The sequence below is a fragment of the Streptomyces sp. AK02-01A genome, from assembly GCF_033795305.1.
Classification (GTDB): domain Bacteria; phylum Actinomycetota; class Actinomycetes; order Streptomycetales; family Streptomycetaceae; genus Streptomyces.
The window spans coordinates 53,581-78,099 of sequence record NZ_JARBAE010000013.1; the positions used below are offsets into that span (position 1 = coordinate 53,581).

The following is a 24,519-nucleotide window of genomic DNA, read 5'->3' on the forward strand; positions in this document are numbered from 1 at the left end:
TGGTCTAGACAACATCATGAGACTTGAAGGGCAACACCATGGCTGAGCGCCGCGTCAACGTCGGCTGGACCGAGGGCCTGCACGCCCGCCCCGCCTCCATCTTCGTCCGCGCCGCCACGGCCACCGGCGTCCCCGTGACGATCGCGAAGGCCGACGGCAACCCCGTCAACGCGGCCTCCATGCTCGCGGTGCTCGGCCTGGGCGCGCAGGGCGGCGAGGAGATCGTGCTGGCTTCCGAGGCGGACGGCGCCGACGCCGCTCTGGACCGGCTGGCGAAGCTGGTCGCCGAAGGTCTCGACGAGCTTCCCGAGACCGTCTGACGTCGGCCGACCGGTGATGTCTCGGCGGTAAACGTCTCGACGGTAAAATGTCGGACGAAAATGTCCCGTACAGACAGGGCCGTACGGGACTTTTTCATGACGGAGCCGCGGTGCGCGGAATTCAGCGCACCGCGGCTCCGTAGTTTTTGTACGGGCAGCAAAGAATACGGCCCACGTATTTCTTCTCTTTGTATACGGCGCGATTGTTAATTGCGGGCACTCGCGATGTTTACGGCATGTTGCGAAGCCCTCACCTTTTCCCGGCCGCGATCCGGCCGCCGCAGCCGGTGCACCACCGCCGTGCGCTCCGCGTGCAGCGCCGTCAGCGTCCGTGCGCGCTCCGCGTCACCGCGCGCCACCGCGTCCACGATCGCGCCGTGCTCCGCCCAGGACTCCACGGGATGAGCGGGCTGCTCGACGATGTACATCCAGGCGATCTTGTGTCTGAGCTGGGTGAGCAGCGCGGTGAGCGCGGGGCTTCCGGACGCCTGGGCGAGCGTCTCGTGGAACCAGGCGCCGAGCGAGCGCAGATCCTCGCCCTGACCGCGGCGGGCCCGCTCCTGGCCCAGCCTGACCAGGCCGCGCAACACCTTGAGATGGGCTTCCGTACGGCGCTGGGCCGCGCGCGCCGCTCCCAGCGGCTCCAGCAGGAGCCGCACTTCCAGAAGGTCAGCCGCCTCCTGCTCCGTGGGCTCGGCCACGCACGCGCCGACATGGCGGCGCGTGGTCACGAAACCCTCGGATTCCAGGGTGCGCAGGGCCTCGCGCACCGGGACGCGGGAGACGCCGTAGCGCCGCGCGAGCTGCTCCTCGGTCAGTCTGGCGCCGCGCTCGAATACACCGGAGATGATGTCGTCACGGATCGCTGTGCATACCGAGTGCGCGGGAATGCGCATGTCCGAACCTCCGTTTTAATCCGCGCGAAACGCTGCCGATTGACTCCTGTTCCGTGACTCTATTGCAATCAACGAGAAATTCCGATGGGTGCCCGGAATCGATGGATATCTTTTGGCCAGTACGGCGGACGCGGAAGGCCCCGGCACGGAACCGGGGCCTTCGGAAACGGTCGGACAACTCAAAACGGCCGGAATGAACCGGAACAGCCGGAACAGCCGGAAGCTGCCCATCCTGTCGGTCCTGTCGGTCCTGTCGGTCCTGTCAGTCCTGTCGGTCCTGTCGGTCCTGTCAGTCAGACGTTCACACCGTGCGTGCGCAGATAGGCGACGGGATCGATGTCGGAGCCGTAGTCCGGGCCGGTCCGGGCCTCGAAGTGGAGGTGCGGACCTGTCGCGTTGCCGGTCGCACCGGAGAGCCCGATCCGCAGGCCCGCGGTGACACTCCGACCGGCCGAGACGCCGATCGACGAGAGATGGCCGTACTGCGTATATGTGCCGTCGTTCATCCGGAGGACGACGTTGTAGCCGTACGAGCCGGCCCAGCCGGCCTCGACGACGGTGCCCGCGCCCACGGCGACGACCGGCGTGCCGGACGCGGCGCGGAAGTCGACACCCGAGTGGCTTCCGGAGGACCAGAGAGAGCCACCGGACCGGTACCCGGTGGTGACATACGAACCGGCGACGGGAAGCCGGAAGGCGTTCAGCCGCTTGCGCTCGGCCGCGCGGGCGGCGCGCTCCTCGGCGGCACGGACCTCCTTGGCGCGGGCCTCGGCCATGCGCTCCGCCCTGGCCATCGCCGCGGCCCGCTCGGCGGCGGCGCGCTGGGCCTCGGCCTGGTCGTCGATCGCGCCGGCCAGGGAGTGGTCGATGGCGATGGCCTGGGCCAGGCCGGTCAGCCGGGCTGACGGAGCGTCCGTGTCGGCGGCGAGCGCCGGAGAAGCGAGGGTACCGATGGCGCCGCCGGCGGTGAGCGTCGCGACACCGGCGATGCTCACGCCCCTGCGGATCCTGCGGTTGCGGGCACGATGCTTCCCGGTGGCACGGGTGAACGCCATGAAGAGGCTGGTCCTTTCCTTCCTTCTCGCCTACCGGGTTAGCTGACGGGTTCGGAGCAGGAAGGTCTCCTACGGACCCCTCCGCACGGGTTGGTGCGAAGGCGTCCGATTCACCCCGGGGACTGCGTGTGGGTCCCCGGCTCCCCAGGCTCGCGCCTGACGGGGACTCGGCGATGGCTGTCCGGCGCCGCGGTCGCGGCGGGCAACTGGCGAACAGCCGGACCGACGCTAAGCGGGTCATCTTTCAAATACCAAACAGAGCGGCCCATTTGTAGCGCACACCACAGGGCAGACAGGCCGTCTCTCCAACAAAGAGGACATAAAGACAAACCCCGGCGAACTGGTTCGCCGGGGTCCCTCTCACTGGCCGGATCAGCCGGTGACCACCGTCACCTCACCGATTCCCAGAGCCGCGACCGGCTCCTTGATCTGAGCGGCGTCACCGACGAGCACGGTGACGAGCCGGTCCACCGGGAAGGCGCTGACCACGGCGGCGGTCGCCTCGACGGTGCCGGTCTCCGCGAGCCGCGCGTAGAGCTGCGCCTGGAAGTCGTCCGGGAGATGCTGCTCGACCTGGTCGGCCAGCGTGCCGGCGACGGTGGCCGCCGTCTCGTACTTGAGCGGTGCGACCCCGACCAGATTCTGGACGGCCACATCGCGCTCGGCGTCGGTGAGACCTTCGGCCGCGAGGGTGCGCAGCACCTGCCAGAGGTCCTCCAGCGCCGGACCCGTGGACGCGGTGTCCACGGAGCCGCTGATGGCGAGCATCGCGGCGCCCGTCGGCCCGCCCGGCTCGGAGGGCGCCGAGGAGCGCAGCACCTGCCCGAAGGCCCGCACGCCGTAGGTGTAGCCCTTCTCCTCGCGCAGCACCCGGTCGAGCCGGGAGGTGAGGGTGCCGCCCAGGCAGTACGTACCCAGCACCTGGGCCGGCCAGACCCGGTCGTGCCGGTCGGCGCCGATCCGGCCGATCAGGAGCTGGGTCTGTACGGCGCCGGGGCGGTCCACGATGACCACACGGCCCGTGTCGTCGGCGGTCACGGGCGGCACGGGACGGGGAGCGGCGGTGTCACCGGTCCAGGAGCCGAGCGTGTCGGCGAGCACCTCGTCGAGATCGACGCCGGTGAGGTCACCGACGACCACCGCGGTGGCCGTGGCGGGACGTACATACGCCTCGTAGAAGGCCCGTACGCCCGCGGCGTCGATGCCCGCCACGGTCTCCTCGGTGCCCTGGCGCGGCCGGGACATGCGCGAGGCGGCCGGGAACAGCTCCTTGGAGAGCTGCTTGGCGGCCCGGCGGCCCGGGTTGGCGGTCTCGTGCGGGATCTCGTCCAGGCGGTTGCGGACGAGCCGCTCGACCTCGCTGTCGGCGAAGGCGGGCGCGCGCAGCGCCTCGGCCAGCAGGCTGAGCGCCTTGGGCAGCCGGGAGACGGGGACCTCCAGGGAGAGCCGTACGCCCGGATGGTCGGCGTGCGCGTCGAGCGTGGCGCCGCAGCGCTCCAGCTCGGCGGCGAACTCCTCGGCGCTGTGCTTGTCGGTGCCCTCGGAGAACGCCCGCGCCATGATCGTGGCGATGCCGTCGAGCCCCTCGGGCTCGGCGTCCAGCGGAGCGTCCAGATTGATCTCGACCGCCACCACCTGCTGGCCGGGGCGGTGGCAGCGCAGTACCGTCAGGCCGTTGTCGAGCGTGCCGCGCTCGGGAGCCGGGAAGGCCCAGGGCCTGGCCTCGCCAGGGGCCGGCTGCGGATGGAAGTCCATGGTCACGGCAGCGTCGCTCACTGGTCCGCCCCCTCGTGCTCGTCGTTCTCGTCATCGGCGGCGTCGTCGGCGGCGGTCAGCGGCTCGTACACCAGCACCGCCCTGTTGTCCGGGCGCAGCCGCGCCGCGGCGACCGTCCGCACCTCGTCGGCGGTGATGTCCAGCACCCGGTTCACGGCGGTCAGTGCGAGCTGCGGGTCGCCGAACAGCACGGCGAACCTGCACAGTTCGTCCGCGCGGCCCGCGACCGTGCCGAGCCTGTCCAGCCATTCGCGCTCAAGCTGGGCCTGCGCCCGCTCCATCTCCTCCGCGGTCGGTCCCTCGTCGGCGAGACGGGCCAGCTCCTCGTCGACGGCGGCCTCGATCCGCGGGATCTCCACGCCGCCGGACGCCTTCACGTCCAGCCAGCCGAGCGAGGGCGCGCCGGCCAGGCGCAGCAGGCCGAAGCCCGCGGCGACGGCGGTCCGGTCCCGGCGCACCAGCCGGTTGTGCAGCCGGGAGGACTCGCCGCCGCCGAGGACGGCGAGCGCCAGATCGGCGGCGTCGCACTCGCGGGTGCCGTCGTGCGGCAGCCGGTAGGCGGCCATCAGCGCGCGCGCCGGGACCTCCTCGTGGATCTCCTCGCGCAGCTCCTCGCCGATGACCTCGGGAAGGGCGCCGTCGCGCGGCGGCTTCTTGCCGTCGTGAGCCGGGATCGAGCCGAAGTACTTCTCGACCCAGGCGAGCGTCTGCTCCGGGTCGATGTCGCCGACGACGGAGAGCACCGCGTTGTTCGGCGCGTAGTTCGTCCGGAAGAACGCGCGGGCGTCCTCCAGGGTCGCGGCGTCCAGGTCGGCCATCGAGCCGATCGGAGTGTGGTGATACGGATGACCCTCGGGGTAGGCGAGCGCGGTCAGCCGCTCGAAGGCCGTACCGTAGGGCACATTGTCGTACCGTTGGCGGCGCTCGTTCTTGACGACGTCCCGCTGGTTCTCCATGGACTCGTCGTCGAGCGCGGCGAGCAGTGAGCCCATCCGGTCGGCTTCCAGCCAGAGCGCCAGCTCAAGCTGGTGGGTGGGCATGGTCTCGAAATAGTTGGTGCGCTCGAAGCTGGTGGTGCCGTTCAGCGAACCACCGGCTCCCTGCACCAGCTCGAAGTGCCCGTTTCCCTTCACCTGCGCCGAGCCCTGGAACATCAGGTGCTCGAAGAGGTGAGCGAGTCCTGTACGACCCTTGACCTCGTGGCGTGAGCCGACGTCGTACCAGAGGCAGACCGCGGCGACCGGGGTCAGGTGGTCCTCGGAGAGCACCACGCGCAGGCCGTTGGCCAGCCGGTGCTCAGTCGCTGTCAGGCCGCCGGAACCGGCCTGCGCTGTGGCCGTGTGACCCATGGGCATGTACGTCCCTTCGATCGCGATATGGAGAAGTCCTGCCACTGTATGCAAGCGTGCTGCCACCTGGCGAAGTTCCCGTGCCCGGTACGTTCAACGACGGGTCGAGGTCGGCGTTGTCAGAGGCGCGGTCCACAATGGTCCGCGTCAGTTCAAGAAGTTGCCGTACAGAACCTGTGAAGGAGCCGCAGCAGCGATGGCCCGCCGCAGCACGAAGACCCCGCCGCCGGAGGACTTCGAGGAGAAGATCCTCGACATCGACGTGGTCGATGAAATGCAGGGCTCCTTCCTCGAGTACGCGTACTCGGTGATCTACTCCCGGGCCCTGCCGGACGCCCGGGACGGCATGAAACCGGTGCACCGCCGCATCGTTTACCAGATGAACGAGATGGGCCTGCGCCCCGACCGTGGCTATGTGAAGTGCGCGCGCGTCGTCGGCGAGGTGATGGGAAAGCTTCACCCGCACGGAGACTCGTCGATCTACGACGCGCTCGTCAGGATGGCGCAGCCGTTCTCGATGCGGCTGCCGCTCGTCGACGGCCACGGCAACTTCGGCTCGCTCGGCAATGACGACCCGCCGGCCGCCATGCGCTACACAGAGTGCCGGATGGCCGACGCCACGTCACTGATGACGGAATCGATCGACGAGGACACCGTCGATTTCGAGCCGAATTACGACGGCCAGGAGCGAGAACCGGTCACGCTTCCGGCCGCGTATCCGAATCTGCTGGTCAACGGCGCCTCCGGAATCGCCGTCGGGATGGCGACGAACATGCCGCCGCACAATCTCGGCGAGGTCGTGGCGGCGGCACGCCATTTGATCAGGCACCCTGCCGCGGACCTGGAGACGCTGATGCGTTTCGTACCGGGTCCCGATCTGCCGACCGGTGGCCGGATCGTCGGCCTGACGGGGATCAAGGACGCGTACGAGAACGGCCGGGGCACCTTCAAGATCCGGGCCACCGCGACGGTCGAGGACGTCACCGCGCGCCGCAAGGGCCTGGTGATCACGGAACTGCCCTTCACGGTCGGTCCCGAGAAGGTCATCGCGAAGATCAAGGACCTGGTCTCGGCCAAGAAGCTCCAGGGCATCGCGGATGTCAAGGACCTCACGGACCGCGCGCACGGTCTGCGTCTGGTGATCGAGATCAAGAACGGCTTCGTGCCCGAGGCGGTGCTGGAGCAGCTCTACAAGCTGACGCCGATGGAGGAGTCCTTCGGTATCAACAATGTGGCGCTGGTGGACGGCCAGCCGCTGACGCTGGGGCTGAAGGAGCTGCTGGAGGTCTATCTGGACCACCGGTTCACGGTGGTGCGCCGGCGCAGCGAGTTCCGGCGGACCAAGCGGCGCGACCGGCTGCATCTCGTCGAGGGGCTGCTTGTCGCGCTCATCGACATCGACGAGGTCATCCGGCTGATCCGGTCGAGCGACAACTCCGCGCAGGCGAAGGAGCGGCTCATCGAGCACTTCTCGCTGAGCGACATCCAGACGCAGTACATCCTGGACACTCCGCTGCGCCGGCTCACCCGGTTCGACCGGATCGAGCTGGAGAGCGAGCGCGACCGGCTCAACGGCGAGATCGACGAACTGACCGGCATCCTGGACTCGGACAACGAGCTGCGCAAGCTGGTCTCGGGCGAACTGGCCGCGGTGGCCAAGAAGTTCGGCACGCCACGGCGCACGGTGCTGCTGGAGTCCGCCGGTTCTTCGGTGGCCTCGGTGCCGCTGGAGGTGGCGGACGATCCGTGCCGGGTACTGCTCTCCTCGACCGGCCTGCTGGCCCGTACGGCCAACGGCGAGCCGCTGGAAGGCGGCGGCGGCCGGCGGGTCAGGCACGATGTGATCGTCTCGGCCGTCCCGGCGACGGCTCGCGGCGATATCGGCGCCGTGACGTCCGCAGGACGCCTGCTGCGGATCGCGGTGATCGACCTGCCGCAGCTTCCGGACACCGCCTCGGCACCGAATCTGTCGGGCGGTGCGCCGATCTCCGAGTTCCTCGCGCTGGAGGACGACGAGACGCTCGTCTGTCTGACCACGCTCGACGAATCGTCACCGGGGCTCGCGCTGGGCACGCTCCAGGGCGTCGTCAAGCGGGTCGTGCCCGACTATCCGGCCAACAAGGACGAGTTGGAGGTCATCACGCTCAGGGAGGGTGACCGGATCGTCGGTGGCGCGGAGTTGCGGACGGGCGAGGAGGATCTCGTCTTCATCACCTCCGACGCCCAACTGCTGCGCTACCAGGCCTCGCAGGTACGGCCGCAGGGCCGGCCCGCGGGCGGGATGGCGGGTATCAAGCTGACCGAGGGCGCCGTGGTGATCTCTTTCACGGCGGTGGACCCGGCCGCGGACGGAGTGGTCTTCACGGTCACCGGCTCGGACGGCACGCTGGACGACTCGGTGCGTACGGCCAAGCTCACGCCGTTCGACCAGTATCCGCGCAAGGGCCGGGCGACCGGCGGAGTGCGCTGTCACCGGTTCCTGAAGGGCGAGGACAAGCTGGCCCTGGCCTGGGCGGGAGCGAGCCCGGCGCACGCGGCGCAGAAGAACGGCACACCGGTGGAGCTGCCGGCACCGGACCCGCGCCGGGACGGCTCCGGTACGCCCTTCACCTCGGAGATCGAGACCCTGGCCGGCCCGGCGCTCTGACCGGGGCCTACAGCGACCTGTCCGGGCTCTCGGGCTCGGACAGGTCGGGTACATAGCGCAGGACGCCCCACATACTCCGCTCGTCGGCGGCGTCCCGCGACGCGTCCTCCCGGGTCCCGTCCGCGTCTGAGCTCTCCCGGCACGCTTCGAGCTCCTTGTGCAGGGCGTCGCCGTCGATGCCCGAGCCGATCAGCACCAACCGCGTGAGGCGCTCCTCACCGCGTGGCCAGGGCTCCGGATAGAAGCGGAGAAACCGGCCGACCGCGTGCACGGCATAGCGGTTGGCCGTGTCGGCCGCGCCGAAGTCCACGAATCCCTTGATCCGGTAGAGCCCTTCGGTCCTGGAGTCGAGGAAGTCCATGAGCCGCCGCGGGTTCATCGGTGTCCGCGCGGTGTACGAGACGCTCTCGTACGCAGTATGCGGATGGCCGTCGTGCTCCGCGTGCTCGTCCTCGCGCAGATCCTCGAAGCTGAGCTGACGCGCCTTCGTCTCCTCGTCCGGCCGGACGGCGGGGTCGAGGAGCAGCTCCGGGTCGATCCGTCCGTACGCGGCCGAGACCACCGGCGTACCGGGCCCGAGCGCGCCGAGGACGGACCGGAGGCGCTGCCGCTCCGGCTCCGCCACCCGGTCGGTCTTGTTGAGGACCACGAGATCGGCGATGGCGAGATGGCGGTCGATCTCGGGATGACGCTCCCGGGTGGCGTCGAACTCGGCGGCGTCGACGACCTCGACCAGTCCGCCGTACACGGTGCGCGGATTGTCTCCGGCGAGGATCATCCGGACCAGTTCCTGCGGCTCGGCCAGTCCGCTCGCCTCGATGACGATGATGTCGATCCGGGCGGCGGGCCGGGAGAGCTGCTCCAGATATCCGTCGAGTTCGCTCGCGTCGACGGCGCAGCACAGACAGCCGTCGCCGAGCGAGACCGTCGAACCGACCTGACCGGCGACGGTCATGGCGTCGATCTCGATGGCGCCGAAGTCATTGACGACGACCGCGATCCTTCGTCCCGCGCGGCGGCGGAGCAGATGGTTGAGCAGGGTCGTCTTGCCGGATCCCAGAAAGCCCGTGAGGACGACCACCGGGATCTGCTTGCTGCTCAAGGATGCGCCTCCGTGCCGCGTCGGGCCCGTCCGGGTCCCGCTCCGTCCAGGTCCCGCGCGGACAGCCGGCAGCGGCTGCGGCGGGGGCGGTCCCGCGTCGGGGCCACCGGGCGGATGATCTTGGAGTCCTCCGCCCGCTCCAGGATATTGGCGCTCGGCTCGGCCCGCCCAGGGCCCTGCCCTGAGCGGGCGGAGCGCCGGGCGGACGGGTTGCCGGATGGCCGAGGAGCCGCCGGCCGGACGCCTCGGCGCCCGCGACAGCGTTGTCAGGAGCGCTGTCGCGGGCGCCGGGACGTGCGCGGGAAGACCGGTGGCGCCGGCCTCGGTGTCAGCTTCGCAGCCAGGCCGCCGTGTCGCGCGGGAGACGTCCGTCGCCGTCCAGCGGACCGCTGGTGAGCAGGAGCTGACTGTGGCCGGGCAGCTCCGCCGGTTCAGCGACGAGGTTGACGACACAGATCAGACCGTCGGTCCTGGTGAAGGACAGCACACCGGGAGCGGCCTCCAGCCAGCTCATCGGCCCGTCTCCGAAACCGGGCTCGGTGCGCCGCAGCCGCAGCGCCTCGCGGTAGAGATTGAGCATCGAGTCCGGGTCGCCCGACTGCAGATCGGCGGCGTAGGAGGACCAGGACTCCGGCTGCGGGAGCCACGGCTCGGTGTCGGAGCCGAAACCGGCGTACGGCGCGTCCGCCGTCCAGGGCAGCGGCACCCGGCAGCCGTCCCGGCCCGGGTCCGTACCACCGGAGCGGAAGTGCATCGGGTCCTGGATCCGGTCGAGCGGGATGTCGGCTTCCGGCAGGCCGAGCTCCTCACCCTGGTAGAGATACACGGCGCCGGGAAGGGCCAGCGAGAGCAGCGCGGCGGCGCGGGCGCGACGGGTGCCGAGCTCCAGGTCGGTCGGTGTGCCGAAGACCTTCGCCGCGAATTCGAAGCCGGTTTCCACCCGCCCGTACCGGGTGACCGTACGCGTCACATCGTGGTTGCAGAGCACCCAGGTGGCCGGGGCGCCGACCGGCGCGTGCTCGGCCACGGTCTCGTCGATCGCGCTCCGCAGCAGGTCCGCGTCCCAGGGGCAGGCCAGGAACTTGAAGTTGAACGCGGTGTGCAGCTCGTCCGGGCGCAGATAGCGTACGAATCGCTCGGTATCGGGCAGCCACACCTCACCGACGAAGATGGCGTCGTACTCGTTGGCGATGGCACGCCAGGAGCGGTAGACGTCGTGCAGCTCGTCGAGGTCCACATACGGATGCGGATCGCGGCCGGGAGTGAAGTCCGGCAGCGCCGGATCCTTGGCCAGCAGCGCGGCGGAGTCGATCCGTACACCGGCCACCCCACGCTCGAACCAGAAGCGCAGCACGTCCTCGTGCTCCTGGCGCACCGCCGGGTGGGCCCAGTTGAGGTCGGGCTGCTCCGGCGCGAAGAGATGCAGATACCACTCGCCGTCGTCGAGGCGGGTCCAGGGTGTGCCGCCGAACTCGGAGATCCAGTCGTTCGGAGGGATCTCGCCGTTCTCGCCGCGCCCGGTCCTGAAGTGGAACAGCTCGCGCTCGGGGCTGCCGGAGCCGGCGGCCAGCGCCGCCGTGAACCAGGCGTGCCGGTCGGAGACATGGTTGGGCACGACGTCGATGATCGTGCGGATGCCCAGCTCGCGGGCCTCGGCGATGAGTTTCTCGGCCTCGGCCAGAGTGCCGAAGGCCGGGTCGATGGTGCGGTAGTCCGCCACGTCGTAGCCGCCGTCCGCGAGGGGCGAGAGATACCACGGGGTGAACCAGAGTGCCTCCACGCCCAGTTCCACGAGATACGGCAGCCTCGCCCGGACACCCGCGAGATCGCCGGTGCCGTCGCCGTCACCGTCGGCGAAGCTGCGTACGTAGATCTGATAGATGGCGGCGTCCCGCCACCAGTTCGTGTCGGCGGGCTCCAGAGGGCTGCCTTCCATGCGATGTTCCTTTCGGGCTGGTGCGGTGGCCCTCACGGCGGTGCCTTCCGTGACGAGGCGAGGGTGGTTCGAAAGCTGCGCACCGCCGCCCCACAGCGGGGACTGGGATGGGTGACGGCGGTGCGCAGGACGGTCGGCCGGGCCTGGGTCCGGCTCGGTCCTTGCCGCGGTGGTGCCGCAACACCGTCAACGCCGCGGGCGTGGACGGCTTTTGAGGCAGAGGAGAGCTGTCTCGCCGTACGGGCCTTCGGCATTGAAGGTGAGGGAGGTCGGTCCGGTGGGGAGTGATCGGAGGTGATGCGGGCCGGTCGCGGACAGGATCCGAAGTGGTCAGCCCTTGGTACCGCCGGCGCTGATACCGGCGATGATGTGGCGCTGGAAGACGAGGAACATCGCGACCATCGGGATACTGGCGATCACCATGGCGGCGATCAGCACCGAGAGCGGGATGTTCTGCGAGAGCTGGACGAGCGCGACGCTGATGGGTTGTTTGTCGGTGTCCGGGAAGACCATCAGCGGCCAGAGGAAATCCTGCCAGACGGCGACCAGCGCGAAGATCGACACAACGCCGAGCACCGGCCGGGACATGGGCAGCAGGATCGACCAGAGCGTGCGGAGCTTTCCCGCGCCGTCGATCTCCGCCGCCTCCAGCACGTCACGCGGGATCTGGTCGAAGAACCGCTTGAGCAGATAGAGGTTGAAGGCGTTGGCGACCGCCGGCAGCCAGATGCCCAGCGGATCATTGAGCAGGCTGGTGTGGATCAGCGGCAGATCGGCGATGGTCAGGTACTTCGGTACGAGGAGGGCCTGGGCCGGGACCATCAGCGTGGCCAGGATGCCGCCCAGGATCACCTTGCCGAACGCCGGCTTCAGCTTGGACAGGGCATAGGCCGCGGCCGTGCAGAAGACGAGCTGGAGGATCCAGGCACCGGCGGCCTGCACCACCGTGTTCCAGAGATGCCGCGGAAGCTGCATCAGGTCCCACGCGTCGGTGTAGGCGCTGAAGTGCCAGGTCTCGGGGATGAGGGTCGGCGGTGTCTGCACCAGTTCGTCCGGGGATTTCATGGCGCCGGACGCCATCCAGTACACGGGGAACAGGAAGGCCACGCCGAAAGCCAGCACGACAGCGCTGAAGACGATCCAGTAGAGCGTCTTGCCGCGGGTGCTCGCGAGCGCGAGCGGGGAGACAAGGGTGCGTACGGCCTGGCTGTCCGTTTTTCCGCCGGCGCGCTCACCGGACGCGGGGGGTGCCTGCCGGGGAGGCGGCGCGATCTGTGTCATGGCGCTGCGCTCCTCTCAGTCGTCGGTGCGGGTGAGCCGCAGATAGAGGGCGGAGAAGAGGCTGAGCGCGAGCAGCAGCAGCACGCTCAGGGCGCAGGCCCCGCCGAAGTCGTTGTAGAGGAACGCGTACTTGTAGATGAGATAGAGGATCGTGACGGTGGAGTTCTCCGGGCCGCCGCCGGTGATGACGAAGGGTTCCGTGAAGACCTGCATCGTGGCGATGATCTGGAGCAGCATCAGCATCAGGATGATGAAGCGGGTCTGCGGGATCGTCACATGGCGGACGCGCTGGAAGATGTTGGCGCCGTCCAGCTCCGCCGCCTCGTACAGCTCTCCCGGGATTCCCTGGAGAGCGGCGAGGTAGATGAGGACCGTGCCGCCCATGTTCGCCCAGGTGGCGACGATGACCAGGGAGAGCAGCGCGGTGTCCGCGCCGTTGGTCCAGTTCGACGTCGGCAGGTGGAGAAAGCCGAGGGCCTCGTTGGCGAGGCCGGCGCCCGGATCGTAGAACCACTTCCAGAGCAGGGCGCTGACCACCGGCGGGATCATCACCGGAAGGTAGACGACCACGCGGAAGAACGACTTCGCGTGGCGCAGTTCATTGAGCACGAGTGCCATCAGGAACGGCACCGCGAAGCCGAGCAGCAGGGCGATCACCGTGAAGGTGAGCGTGTTGCGCCAGGCCGCTCCGAACTCCGGGTCGTGGAAGACCTGAGTGAAGTTGGCGGTCCCCACCCATTCCGGAGCTGATCCGGGGGTGAACTTCTGGAAGGCGATGATGACCGCGCGGATCGCCGGATACCAGGAGAACAGCGCGAAGCAGATCAAGCCGCCGATCAGGAAGCCATAGGCGCGCACCTGATGGGAGAGCTTGCGGCGGAAGGGGCTGGGGGCCCCGCGGCCCGCCGGCCGCTGCCCCGTTGTGGAGGGCGGCACGGCGGCGGACCGCTGGAGGGCCTGGGCAGTCTTCATCGGTGCGTCAGCCTCGCGCCAGAATTCCGTCGATCTTGGACTGCGCGTCCTTCAGCAGATTGTCGATGTCGGCGTCCTTCTTGGTGAGGACCGAGGACACCGCTCCGTCGAGGACCGAGTAGATCTGCTGGGCCTTCGGCGGCTCCAGCTTGAGCGTGAGCTGCTGGCTGCCGTCGAGGAAGGGCTGGTAGTTCTCGACCGGGACATTGGCGTACTGCTTCTTCAGCGCCAGGTCCTTGGTGTCGGTCGCGCCGGTCCACAGACGGGGCTCGGGAAGACCGACGGGAGCCTTCAGGTCGGCCGCGCGCTTCCAGTCGTTCAGACCGCTGCCCGGGGTGTTCGTCTGGAACGCGAGCCACTTCAGACCGGCCTTGATCTGCGCCGGAGTGTTCTTCTTGTTGAACATGTAGCCGTCGCCGCCCGCGAGCGTGCCCTTGCCGCCCGGCATCGGAGCGAGCGCCAGATCCTCGTACTTGCCGCCCTTCTCCTTCACCAGGATCGGGACATTGTCCGGGGCCGAGATGTACATGCCGAGCTTGCCGGAGCCCATCATCTGCTGGACGTCGTTGAGGATGAGGAGCTGCTTGGTGCCCATGGAGTTGTCGGTCCAGCGCATGTCCTTCAGGGTCTGCAGGACCGCCTTGCCCTCGGGGCTGTCGACGGCGCCCTTCTTGCCGTCGGGAGTGACGACGTCGCCGCCCTGCGAGTACATCTCGGCGGTGAAGTGCCAGCCGCCCTGGTTCTGGGCGCTGTAGTCGGCGTATCCCACATAGCCCTTGCCGAGACCCGCGATCTTCTTGGCGGCCGCTCGGACCTCTTCCCAGGTGGCCGGCGGCTTGTTGGGGTCGAGGCCGGCCTGCTGGAAGAGCTTCTTGTTGTAGAGGAGGCCCATCGAGTAGTTGGTGCGCGGGACGCCGTAGACCTTGCCGTCGACCGTGTAGACGTCGCGCAGCGACTGCTGGATGTCGCCGTAGCCCGCCATGTCCTTCACGTACGACGTGATGTCCGCCGCCTGGTTGATGTCGACGACGTGCTTGGCGTCCGTGAAGTACGTGTAGAAGACGTTCTCCATCTGGCCGCCGGCGAGCTTGGCGTCGAAGGTCTTGGGGTCCTGGCACGGGAAGGCGTCGTGGCCGACCACGTCGATGTCCGGGTTCGCCTTCTCGAACGTCTTGATGTCGTCCTCGAAGCTCTTCCGGTCGATCTTGGCACTCTTGGGCGGCATGCAGTTCACGGTGATCTGCGTCTTGCCGCCCGCGGTGTCCTCGCTGTCCGAGCCGCATGCGGCCAGTCCAGTCAGGGCCAGAGCGGAGGCTATGGCAGCGGTACAGGTGCGGCGGAACCCGGAGCTTCTCATCGGTGGGACCCCTCTTGGGCAGGAGCGTGGGAAACCCACAGCTGCTCGCTGTGTGGCGGCGCTCACTCAACCACTAACTACGGATGTCCGCAATATGTCGCTCCGATTTCGCAAATACTTGACAGCAACCTGCATGAGCGGGGTTCGGAGGAGCGTCCGTACCCTATGCTTTCGGACCAACCGCACAGGGGCGCCCCGCTGCTTCCTGATGCCCTGTCCGGCCTGCGTGCGCCGCGCCGACGCGCCGTCGGCGCGCACGACACGGAGGACGAGGTTCCACCGCGGGCCGTCAGCACACCTGGCGCCGCGGACGGTACTTTCGGCCCTGCCGCGTTGACCCGGGTGTTCTCGGTTTCTTGCGAACGCCGCGAAGCGGCAGCGCAATTCTTACGCGGATGCCGCAAGCGACTTGCCCGCGCCAGCGCCTTTCCAGCGACATCCAAGCCGGAGGCCGGGCCCGTCTCCGTCCGGGCCGAACCGCCGCTCCACCTCGGGCGCTCCGCCTCGGACCGGCCGCGCTCCGTACGGCGAACGGCGTAGCTCCGGTTGGACCGCGTGGACCGCCCGGCGTAGCCGAAGTCCTCTTTCCCGGGCCTCACTTGACGGTCAACAGAGGTACGCGGACGGAGCGAGTGGCCGAAGACGCCGTCCGGGCGGGACTCCGGGCCGGAATCAGCGAAGAAGCCCATTGAATGTCTGGCTTTTGCGCCATCCTCACGAAAAGTTGCCGAGCCGGGATCTCCCGGAGGAGAAGGTATGCCACCACACGAAGACCATCCGCTGGTCGGCGCGCGAGCCCTGCGCAAGGTCTACGCCGTCTCCGACACCCGCTCCCCGGTCCGTCCGGCCGGACACCGGCGCCGCACCGCGCGTGCGACGCCCGGCGCTCCGGGAGCTCTCGTACTGGCTGCACCGGTACCGGCGCACCTGGCGCGGGAGAACGGCTCGTATCCGGCCTTCCTGACTCCGGGCCTGCCGGCCGCGGCGAGCATGCGGACGGCGTATGTCGACTCGGCCGGACCGGTGTACGAGTCGACCGGGCCCGGAGGCCACTACCGGGCCGCGGCGGCGACTCCGCTGCGGCCCGCCGACATCCTCCACGGCCATCTGCTCTTCATCCTGGTACGGCTGACGCTGAGCGCCTTCCTCTTCACAGCGGTCGCGACGGCCTTCGGCGCCGTGGCACCCTCCCGCGCCGTCCTACTGGTCCCGGCGGCCGTACTCACCGGCTTCGCCTTCGCCTCGGTCGGCCTCGCGGTCGTCACCTTTCTGCGCGACTGCCAGGACTTCCAGTTCATCCAGCTCGCGATGTTGCCGATGTTCCTGTTCGCGACGACCTTCTATCCGCTGGACGTCTATCCGCGGCCGTTGCGGATCGTGGTCGAGTGCCTGCCGCTCTACCAGAGCATCGAGCTGCTGCGCGGCCCGTTCCTGGGAACCGCCGGCCTTGGGCTGATCTTTCCGGCCCTGCATCTGCTCGCGCTCGGTGCGCTCGGCCTGGCGGTGGCCGCACGCCGGCTGGACGGCATTCTGCGCACCTGAAGGACCCGTTTCCAGGTCCTGGAGATGGCCGCGAGGCCCGTAAGCGGGCCCCGCGGGCATTTCTCGTGGGCAGATGTCCGTAATATTTCGCGTGCGTTTCGAAAAAGTTTGACAGCCCGTGTCCGGCTGTCAGCCGCGCGCCACCGCCTCGGCTCCCACCGCCTGCCGGGGAGCCTGCGCCGTGGAGCCCCGTACCACCAGCTCCGGCTCGAAGAGCAGCTCGCCAGGAGGGACCGCACCACCCTGGATCTGGGCAGTCAGCATCTCGACGGCTGCTCGTCCCATGGCCTCGATGGGCTGGCGGACCGTGGTCAGCGGGGGCTCGGTGCAGTTCATGAAAGCGGAGTCGTCGAAGCCGACCACGGACACCTCGCGCGGCACGTCGAGACCGCGCCGGCGGGCCGCCCGTACCGCACCCAGCGCCAGCGGGTCGCTGGCGCAAATGATCCCGGTGACCCCTCGGTCCAGCAGGCGCGAGGCCGCCGCCTGCCCGCCCTCCAGCGAGAACATGGTGCGCTCGATGTATTCGTCCGGCAGCTTCGCCTTCGCGGCCTTCGCCGCCGCGAGCGCCGCGGCCAGCTTGCGCCGGGACGGCACATGGTCGGACGGACCGAGCACCAGACCGATGCGCTCATGGCCGAGGGAGGCGAGATGGCGCCACGCCTGCTCGACGGCGACGGCGTCGTCGCAGGAGATGCACGGGAAGTCGAGATTCTCTATCGGCGCGTTGATCAGGACGACCGGGATCTTGCGCTCGGCGAGCTGCCGGTAGTGGTCGTGCGGCGCGTCCGCCTGCGCGAACAGGCCACCCGCGAAGACCACTCCGGACACCTGCTGCTGGAGCAGCAGCTCCACGTAATCGGCCTCCGAGACACCGCCCTTGGTCTGGGTGCAGAGCACGGGTGTGAGGCCCTGCTGGGCCAGCGCTCCGCCGATCACCTCGGCGAACGCGGGGAAGATAGGATTCTGCAGCTCCGGCAGCACCAGCCCGACAAGCCGGGCACGCTCTCCCCGTAGCTGCGTCGGGCGCTCGTAACCAAGGACGTCCAGCGCGGTCAGCACCGACTGCCGTGTGGCCTGTGAGACACCGGGCTTGCCGTTGAGCACCCGGCTGACCGTGGCCTCACTGACCCCAACCTTCTTCGCCACCTGAGCAAGTCGTCGCGTCATACACGCAAGACTATCGCAAGGGATGCAAGCTACTTGCTTTGCAGCGTAAAGAGGCCAACAGGCGCGATGCCGGCCGGAAGAATCCGGCCGGCATCGCTCCCTGGACCCGTCACCGGGCCCGTCCGCGGCCCTCCCTACGGATTGATGTTGATCTTGAAGCCGGGCGTCGTGTTCTTGATGTCCACGGCGTTGTTGTTGAGCGTCAGGCCGTTGAAGGTGACCTCACCGACCGCCGGTCCCTGACCCGCCTCCGGCAGCTCGTTCGCCCACAGTCCGAAGCCGGACTTGGCGTCGAAGGCGTCACCGCTCTTGCGGGCGCCGGTGATCGAGATGTCGCTGAGGATGGTGTCCTTGATCGGGAACTGCGGCTGACCGCCCACGTAATTCGTCTGGAACATGATCCCGCTGTAGGTCGGATCGACGATGTCGACGTTGTTGATCCGGATCCCCTGGAACACCTTGGACGCGGAGAACAGCCAGATTCCCGGGAAGGTCTGCGAGCCCCAGAAGTGGCCGCCGGACCGGATGACCGACACATTCTCGATCGTCGTCGGATCCGTCCCGAAGCCGTTCATCGCGTAGCCGAAGTCCAGCGAGCTGACCGTGATGCCCGAGTACACGAGCGTGTCCGCGATGGTGATGTTGCGGAAGGTGTTGTGGTAGCCGCCGTATACGGCGAGGCCCGCCGCACGCCAGGTGAGGAGCGAGGTCAGGTTCTCGTAGACGTTGTTGTACATGTCCGCGCCACCGGCGTCGATCGCCGAGAAGAGCGCGAAGCTGTCGTCACCGGTGGCTCGCGCCTCGTTGTTGACGACATGGTTGTCCGTGCTGCCGTTGGTCATGTTCACACCGTCGGCGAAGGTGTTGCGGATCCGGGAGTTCTTGATGGTGATCCGGTCCGCGTTGGCGCCCCAGTAGAGGCAGACCGTGTGCTCGTTCCAGATGTTGTCGATGGTGATGTCGGTGACGTTGGAGAGGTCGAACACCTTGCCGGGGCCGTCGATGCGCGAGGTGTAGTTGCCGAAGTACGCGAAGTTGGTGAAGGAAGAGCCCTTCGCGGCGGCCTCCACGCGGAAGCCGACATCGGTGTTCTCCTGGCCCGACGGAGCGAAGAACCTGGTGTACCAGGAACCCGCGCCAAGGACCTGCACCGGCTTGCCGTACACCTGGAACTTGCTGGACGTCTGGTAGTCACCGGGCGGCAGGTAGACACCGACGAGCTTTCCGGTGGTGTCCATCCGGACCCGGTCCAGAGCGTTCTGCACGTCCTGCTGAGTGAAGCCGGCCGGGGTCGTGTAGGTGGCCGGGTCCGGGTTGGCGACCTGGGAGACCTGCTCCAGGTTGACGAAGTCGATCGCGTACCTGGAGGTGTTGGCGGAGTCCTTCTGCAGCCTGATCCTGCTGCCCGCCGGGACGGTCTTGCCCAGCATGACGTTGGCCTCGTCATAGATGTGACGGGGACCGCCGGAACCGGGCGAGTTGCCGGGTCCGGTCTCCGCGCCGTACAGCCAGGCGTACTTCGAGGTGAGGTCGATGGCCTTGAGGAACGTACCGTCGACGTAGATGTTCAGGTTGGAGTTGATGCCACCGCCGCCGGCCGAGTCCGGGATGGAGAAGCGCGTGACCAGTGTGTTGGTGCTGGCCCTCGTGGTGAACTCGACGTAGTTGCCGGTGTCGTTGAGGGTGACGGCCTTACGGCCGGACGCCTCGCCCGCGAGGTCGCCGACGGTCCGGTTCGGACCGACCACCTGCGCGCCACCGCCCGCGACGCCGTCCTCCGCCTCGTACATGTCGTACGGCATGTTGGCGCCGCGACCGACGAAGAGCGGCTGCGAGCTGGTGTTGTTGGTGCGCTTCACCGGCAGCTCGTTGGCGTCGTCGGCGAGGACCACCTTCACCGTGTACGAGCCGTTGGCGGCCGTCCAGGTGCCGAGGCCCACCTGCGCCGAGGTGGCGCCCGCGGCGATGGCGCCGTTGTACGCGCCGGTCAGCGTCTTGACCGTGGCACCGGAGGAGTTCACCACGGAGAGCGTGATGCCGTGGCTGCCCGCGGCGGACGCCACCGTGCCCTGGTTCTTGATGGCCACGGAGAAGGAGACGGTGTTTCCGGCCGCCGGGGCGGACGGAGACGTGCTGACCGAGGTGGCGACCAGGTCCGAGCTGGCGACCGGCCGCACCACCAGAGAGGTGGCGCTGGTGTAGGTGTTGTTGGTCTCGTTCTGCTCGATGATCGCGTCGGCCGGGTCCGCCACCGCGCTGAGCTGGTACGTACCGGCGTCACGCGCACCGATGTTCGCGGTGACCGTGGCCGAGGCTCCGGCCGCCAGGGCGCTCACCGAACCGGTGCCGACCTTGGTGCCGCCGAGCCGGAATTCGACCGAGCCGGCCGGTGCGGCGATCGCTCCGGCGTTGCGTACGGTCGCCGACAGCGTGATCGCGTCGGACTCGACCGGCGAGGCGGGAGACGCGGTGAGGGCCGTGACCTGGAGGTCCGGGTTGGGCGCCGGGTCACCGAGGATCTGGAACTCCGCCACCTGGCCCGCGCCGGAACCGGTGTTGGAGTTGAACTTGAGCTGGACGTCGGCGACCCGGGAACTGACCGGGATGGTCACCGAGTTGCCGCTCGCCGGGCTGAACGCGTAGTCCCTGGCGGCCACCAGGCTGGTGTAGCCGGAAGCGCTCTGCTCACGGCCGAGCACCTGGATGTTCTGCGTCCGCGCGCCCCAGCTACTGTCCGGGTTGAGCTTGACGACCACGCTCTGGGTGTCGGCGTTGGCTCCCAGCTTCACCGTGAGGGTGTTGGGATAGCTGCCGCCCGCGCCCTCCCAGTAGGTGCTGGTGCTGTTGTCGTTGGCGTTCTCCGCGACAAAGGTGAAGACCGAGGAGGACGCGGTGATCGGCTTGCCGACGGCGAGGTTCGACGCCGAACCGCCGTTGCCGTTCCTGGTCACCGTGTTGCTGTTGCCGGACTGGTTGCCCGCCGCGTCCTTGGCCCGCACGTAGTACGAGACCGTGGTGCCCGCGGACTGCGTGTCCGTGTAGGTCAGGACATTGCCCGCGACGCTGCCGCGCAGCGTGTTGTTGGCGTAGATGTCGTAGCCGGTCACGCCCGTGTTGTCCGTCGACGCGCCCCAGGCCAGCCTGATCTGCCCGGAGGACGGCTCGGTGAAGGCGAGGTTGGCCGGGACGGTCGGCGCCTGGGTGTCACCCGTGTCTCCCTGACGGGTGACGGTGTTGCTGTTCGACGACACATTGCCGGCCGCGTCCTTGGCCCGTACGAAGTACGAGACGGTGGCGCTGTTGGGCTGGTTGTCCGTGAAGGTCGTGACATCGCCCGCGACGCTGGTCCGCAACTGGTTGTTGGCGTAGATGTCGTAACCCGTGATGCCCGTGTCATCCGTCGACGGCCGCCAGGACAGCCTGATCTGGCCGGACGCCGGCTGGGTGTACGTCAGCTCGGTCGGCGCGGTGGGAGCCGTGGTGTCACCGGTCTCGGGACCGTAGACCTCAAGCTCGGAGAGCTGGCCGCCGGGCTGACCGGTGTTGGCCGTGATCAGCACCCGGACATAGCGCTGGGTGGTGGCGTCGAAGGGGATCGTCACCGTGTTCGCGCCCGCGGAGTTGAACGTGTACGCCTTGGAGGCCGTCAGATCCGCGAAGTCGATGTTGTTGGTGGAGCCCTGGACCTTCAGGGTCTGGTCCCTGGCGCCCCAGCCGTCCGGCAGCCGCAGCACCACCTGGTTGACACGGACCGAGGAGGCGAGGTCGGCCTGGATCCACTGCGGGAAGGCGTTGTTCCTGCTCTCCCAATAGGTGGCCTTGTTGCCGTCGTTGGCGTTTCCGGGGCCGTAGACCTCGGTGAAGCTGCTCGCCGTGAGGGTCTTGCCGAGAGCCAGGTTCACCGACGCCGCGGCGGCGACGCGCACCTCCAGCTCGGAGAGCTGGGCCTTCTTGCCTGCTGAGTTGGCCGTGATGTCGGCCCGTACGAACCGTGTCCTGGTGGCCGGGAATGAGACGGTGACCTTGTTGCCCGCGCCCTTGCTGAAGGTGTACGTGGCCGAGCTCTTCAGCGTCGTGAAGCTGGTGCCGTCCTCGCTGCCCTGCAGCGACAGGGTCTGCTGACGGCTCTCCCACCCTGCGGGGAGCTTCAGCGTCACCTGGTCGACGCGCTTGCTGGACCCGAGGTCCGACTGCACCCACTGGGGAAACTTCTTGCCACCGCCCTCCCAGTAGGTGGACTGGTTGCCGTCCGTGACATTACGGGCGGTCGCGTCGCCCGTGGTGGCGCTCGCCGCCGCGGTCCGCCCCGCGGCGATGTTGGGGCCGTCGGCCGCCGAAGCGGCGAGTGACGGCCAACCGACCATCAAAAGACTGGTGGCTACGGCGGTCGAGAGGACCCGCCATCTCCGGCGTAGCGATCTCATGGATCCCCGATCTTCGGCCTCGGCGCGGGGGCGGCGAGGGCGCGGCTCTGGCTGCGTGCCTGTCCGGCAAGCGTTTCTGCACTAATGAACGGAGTCTTTTGCGTTTTGCGGTCAGAGAGTTGCAGAGAAATGCGAGTCCGTCCACAGCCCGGACAGAACCAAATCGCTTGGCCGGCCTCCTGAGTTGGCCCGCGTAGTTCCACACCACGCCGTTTCTGGCCGCCTATCAGGCAAACGTAAGCAACCTGCAAAACTTGCAAGCCATTTGCGTCAGAGTGGAAATTTCAGAAAGGAAGCCTGGCCCTCTACCGTTCGTACGCATGAGCGCCCGACCGAGCATCGCGGGAAGACGACGGCGATTCGGCTGGCCACGCCGGGTCTTCTCCCAGGTGCTGCTGATGCAGCTCGCCATCGCCGCGGGCGTCACCGTGCTGGCCACCGGGCTCTTTCTGGCGCCCTTCAGCTCCGAACTGGACGACCAGGCGATGCGCCGCGCGCTCGCCATCGCCGAGACCACCGCCTCCAGCCGGGTCGCCGGCGAACTGCTGGCATCACGGCCGACGGCCGACGGGCCTCTGCAGACCGAGGCAGAACGCATCAGAAAGGCCACCGGCGCCGAGTATGTGGTGATCATGGACAGACGAGGGGTGCGCTGGTCCCACACCGACATCGGCCAGATCGGCAAGGTCGTCTCGACCGATCCCAGCGAAGCCCTCGCGGGCGAGCACGTCATGGGCATCGACAACGGCACTCTCGGCCGCTCCGCCCGCGGCAAGGTCCCGCTGCGCGACGAGACGGGAAGGATCGTCGGAGCCGTCTCGGTCGGTATCGCGTACGACAGCGTCCGGGACCGGCTCCTCGCCGCGATCCCGGGGCTGCTGGCGTACGCGGGCGGCGCTCTGGCGGCCGGGGCGCTCGCCGCCTATCTGATCTCCAGACGCCTTCAGCGGCAGACGCATGACCTGGCCTTCTCCGATATCTCGGCGCTGCTCGCCGAGCGCGAGGCCATGCTGCACAGCCTGCGCGAAGGAGTCGTCGCACTGGACGGAGCCGGCCGGATCCGGCTGATGAACGACGAGGCGCAGCGGCTGCTGGGGCTCGGTCCCGACGCCACCGGCCGGCCGCTGGACGAGATGCTCGACGGCGGACGCACCACCGATGTGCTGACGGGACGGGTCAGGGGCGAGGATCTGCTCGCCGTGCAGGGCCCCCGCGTGCTGGTCGCCAACCGGATGCCCACCGACGACGGAGGCGCCGTCGTCACACTCCGCGACCGTACGGAGCTGGAGCGGCTGGGCAGAGAGCTGGACGCCACCCGGGGTTTGATCGACGCTCTGCGCGCCCAGGACCACGAGCACGCGAACCGGATGCATACGCTGCTCGGGCTGCTGGAACTGGAGATGCACGAGGAGGCGGCGGAGTTCGTGACCGAGGTCGTCGGAGTGCACCGGGCCACCGCCGAGCAGATCACCGAGCGGATTCACGACCCACTGCCGGCCGCGCTGCTGGTCGGCAAGGCCACGGTCGCCGCCGAGCGAGGTGTCTCGCTGCGGCTGTCGCCCGGCTCTCTGCTGCCGGACCGGTTGGTGGACCCGCAGGGCCTGGTCACGGTCGTGGGAAACCTCGTCGACAACGCGCTGGACGCGGCGGCCGGCTCCGGGGATCCGCGGATCGAGGTGGAGTTGCGCGCCGAGGGCCGTACGGTGGTCGTCCGCATATCCGACAGCGGACCCGGTGTGCCGGTGGACCAGCGGGAGCTGGTCTTCTCGGAGGGCTGGTCGACGAAGAAACCGCCGGTCCACGGCAAACGCGGCCTCGGCCTGGCCCTGGTACGCAGACTCGCCGAGCGGCAGGGCGGCAGCGCACGGGTCGGCCGATCGGCGGACGGCGGCGCCGAGTTCACGGTCGTCCTTCCGGAGGCACTGGCGGAAGCGGCCGGACCGGTACCGGACAGGACGGCCGCCGCCGGGCCCGGCACGGCGGAAGGAGCACGGTGATCGACGTACTGGTCGTGGACGACGACCACAGGGTCGCGGAGATCAACACGGCCTATGTGGCCAAGGTGGCGGGCTTCCGCGTCGTCGCCCGGGCTCACTCGGCGGCCGAGGCGCTCGCCAGGATCTCCGAGCGCTCCATCGATCTCATCCTCCTCGACCACTGGCTGCCGGACGAGGACGGGCTCACCGTGGTGCGGGAGTTGCGCCGGCTCGGCCATCCGACCGATGTGATCATGGTGACCGCCGCGTGCGATGTCGCCACCGTCCAGGCCGCGATGCGCCACGGCGCACTCCAGTACCTGATCAAACCCTTCAATTTCGCCGGGCTGCGGGCCAAGCTGGAGGCATACGCGACGCTGCGCCGCACCGTGGACGGCGGCGGAGAGACCGAACAGTCGGAGGTGGACCGGATGTTCGGGGCGCTGTCCGCCTCGGCCGCGCCGTATCTGCCGAAGGGCCACTCGACCGCCACCGCCGAGCTGGTGCGCCAGGTGCTGCTGGGCGCCGAAGAACCACTGTCGGCGCACGACATCGCGGAGCACGTGGGGATGAGCCGGCAGACCGCGCAGCGCTATCTCAAACTGCTGGAGCGGACGGGCCAGGTGCGGCTCAGCCTTCGGTACGGCGAGACGGGACGCCCGGAGCACCGCTACACCTGGATGACGGGCGCCCGCCCGTAAGGGCCTGGGCTGTTC

The 24,519-nt window shown here is 68.7% G+C and carries 16 protein-coding genes and 1 riboswitch; of the genes, 5 read left to right on the plus strand and 11 right to left on the minus strand.

The window, feature by feature from the left end:
• Nucleotides 1-38: 38 nt before the first annotated feature.
• The gene (locus PV679_RS15100) at nucleotides 39-320 is read left to right on the plus strand and encodes an HPr family phosphocarrier protein (protein WP_319680733.1); all 282 of its coding nucleotides are present in this window, start codon (nucleotides 39-41) and stop codon (nucleotides 318-320) included.
• 206 nt (nucleotides 321-526) lie between these two features.
• On the opposite strand, the gene PV679_RS15105 is transcribed toward PV679_RS15100, so the two are convergent.
• The 4 genes from PV679_RS15105 to PV679_RS15120 all read right to left on the minus strand — a co-directional run bounded on the left by PV679_RS15105 (nucleotide 527) and on the right by PV679_RS15120 (nucleotide 5,396).
• A complete protein-coding gene (locus tag PV679_RS15105) occupies nucleotides 527-1,216 on the minus strand; it encodes a GntR family transcriptional regulator (RefSeq protein ID WP_319680734.1) in 690 nt (229 codons plus the stop codon).
• Nucleotides 1,217-1,509: 293 nt separating this feature from the next.
• On the minus strand, nucleotides 1,510-2,271 hold the full coding sequence (locus PV679_RS15110; protein ID WP_319680735.1) for a M23 family metallopeptidase: 762 nt from the start codon (nucleotides 2,269-2,271) through the stop codon (nucleotides 1,510-1,512).
• Nucleotides 2,272-2,284: 13 nt separating this feature from the next.
• Nucleotides 2,285-2,454: riboswitch (cyclic di-AMP (ydaO/yuaA leader) on the minus strand.
• A gap of 189 nt (nucleotides 2,455-2,643) precedes the next feature.
• Nucleotides 2,644-4,026, minus strand: a complete 1,383-nt coding sequence (locus tag PV679_RS15115; protein WP_319680816.1) for a pitrilysin family protein — start codon at nucleotides 4,024-4,026, stop codon at nucleotides 2,644-2,646.
• Nucleotides 4,027-4,043: 17 nt separating this feature from the next.
• Nucleotides 4,044-5,396: a pitrilysin family protein gene (locus PV679_RS15120; RefSeq protein WP_319680817.1), complete on the minus strand. Its 1,353-nt coding sequence runs from the start codon at nucleotides 5,394-5,396 to the stop codon at nucleotides 4,044-4,046.
• Between the two features lie 196 nt (nucleotides 5,397-5,592).
• Between PV679_RS15120 and PV679_RS15125 the strand changes: the two genes are divergently transcribed.
• Nucleotides 5,593-8,043: a DNA topoisomerase IV subunit A gene (locus PV679_RS15125; protein WP_319680736.1), complete on the plus strand. Its 2,451-nt coding sequence runs from the start codon at nucleotides 5,593-5,595 to the stop codon at nucleotides 8,041-8,043.
• 7 nt (nucleotides 8,044-8,050) lie between these two features.
• Here the strand turns inward: PV679_RS15125 and PV679_RS15130 are convergent, their stop codons facing one another.
• From PV679_RS15130 to PV679_RS15150, 5 genes are all read right to left on the minus strand, one after another.
• The gene (locus tag PV679_RS15130; protein ID WP_319680737.1) at nucleotides 8,051-9,145 is read right to left on the minus strand and encodes a GTP-binding protein; all 1,095 of its coding nucleotides are present in this window, start codon (nucleotides 9,143-9,145) and stop codon (nucleotides 8,051-8,053) included.
• 328 nt (nucleotides 9,146-9,473) lie between these two features.
• The gene (locus PV679_RS15135; protein WP_319680738.1) at nucleotides 9,474-11,081 is read right to left on the minus strand and encodes a glycoside hydrolase family 13 protein; all 1,608 of its coding nucleotides are present in this window, start codon (nucleotides 11,079-11,081) and stop codon (nucleotides 9,474-9,476) included.
• Nucleotides 11,082-11,411: 330 nt separating this feature from the next.
• Nucleotides 11,412-12,362, minus strand: coding sequence for a carbohydrate ABC transporter permease (locus tag PV679_RS15140; RefSeq protein WP_319680739.1), 951 nt, complete (start codon nucleotides 12,360-12,362; stop codon nucleotides 11,412-11,414).
• Between the two features lie 15 nt (nucleotides 12,363-12,377).
• On the minus strand, nucleotides 12,378-13,334 hold the full coding sequence (locus PV679_RS15145) for a sugar ABC transporter permease (protein ID WP_319680740.1): 957 nt from the start codon (nucleotides 13,332-13,334) through the stop codon (nucleotides 12,378-12,380).
• Nucleotides 13,335-13,341: 7 nt separating this feature from the next.
• Nucleotides 13,342-14,691, minus strand: coding sequence for an ABC transporter substrate-binding protein (locus PV679_RS15150; RefSeq protein WP_319680741.1), 1,350 nt, complete (start codon nucleotides 14,689-14,691; stop codon nucleotides 13,342-13,344).
• Nucleotides 14,692-15,447: 756 nt separating this feature from the next.
• Here PV679_RS15150 and PV679_RS15155 point away from each other — a divergent pair.
• Nucleotides 15,448-16,233: an ABC transporter permease gene (locus PV679_RS15155; RefSeq protein ID WP_319680742.1), complete on the plus strand. Its 786-nt coding sequence runs from the start codon at nucleotides 15,448-15,450 to the stop codon at nucleotides 16,231-16,233.
• A gap of 129 nt (nucleotides 16,234-16,362) precedes the next feature.
• On the opposite strand, the gene PV679_RS15160 is transcribed toward PV679_RS15155, so the two are convergent.
• Nucleotides 16,363-17,403: a LacI family DNA-binding transcriptional regulator gene (locus tag PV679_RS15160; RefSeq protein ID WP_319680743.1), complete on the minus strand. Its 1,041-nt coding sequence runs from the start codon at nucleotides 17,401-17,403 to the stop codon at nucleotides 16,363-16,365.
• A gap of 134 nt (nucleotides 17,404-17,537) precedes the next feature.
• Entirely contained in the window at nucleotides 17,538-21,827 is a 4,290-nt protein-coding gene (locus tag PV679_RS15165) for a discoidin domain-containing protein (RefSeq protein ID WP_319680744.1), read from the minus strand.
• A gap of 320 nt (nucleotides 21,828-22,147) precedes the next feature.
• On the opposite strand from PV679_RS15165, the gene PV679_RS15170 reads away from it, so the two are divergent.
• The gene (locus PV679_RS15170) at nucleotides 22,148-23,824 is read left to right on the plus strand and encodes a sensor histidine kinase (protein ID WP_319680745.1); all 1,677 of its coding nucleotides are present in this window, start codon (nucleotides 22,148-22,150) and stop codon (nucleotides 23,822-23,824) included.
• On the plus strand, nucleotides 23,821-24,504 hold the full coding sequence (locus tag PV679_RS15175) for a response regulator (RefSeq protein ID WP_319680746.1): 684 nt from the start codon (nucleotides 23,821-23,823) through the stop codon (nucleotides 24,502-24,504). The genes PV679_RS15170 and PV679_RS15175 overlap by 4 nt, the downstream gene beginning before the upstream one ends.
• Nucleotides 24,505-24,519: the final 15 nt, after the last annotated feature.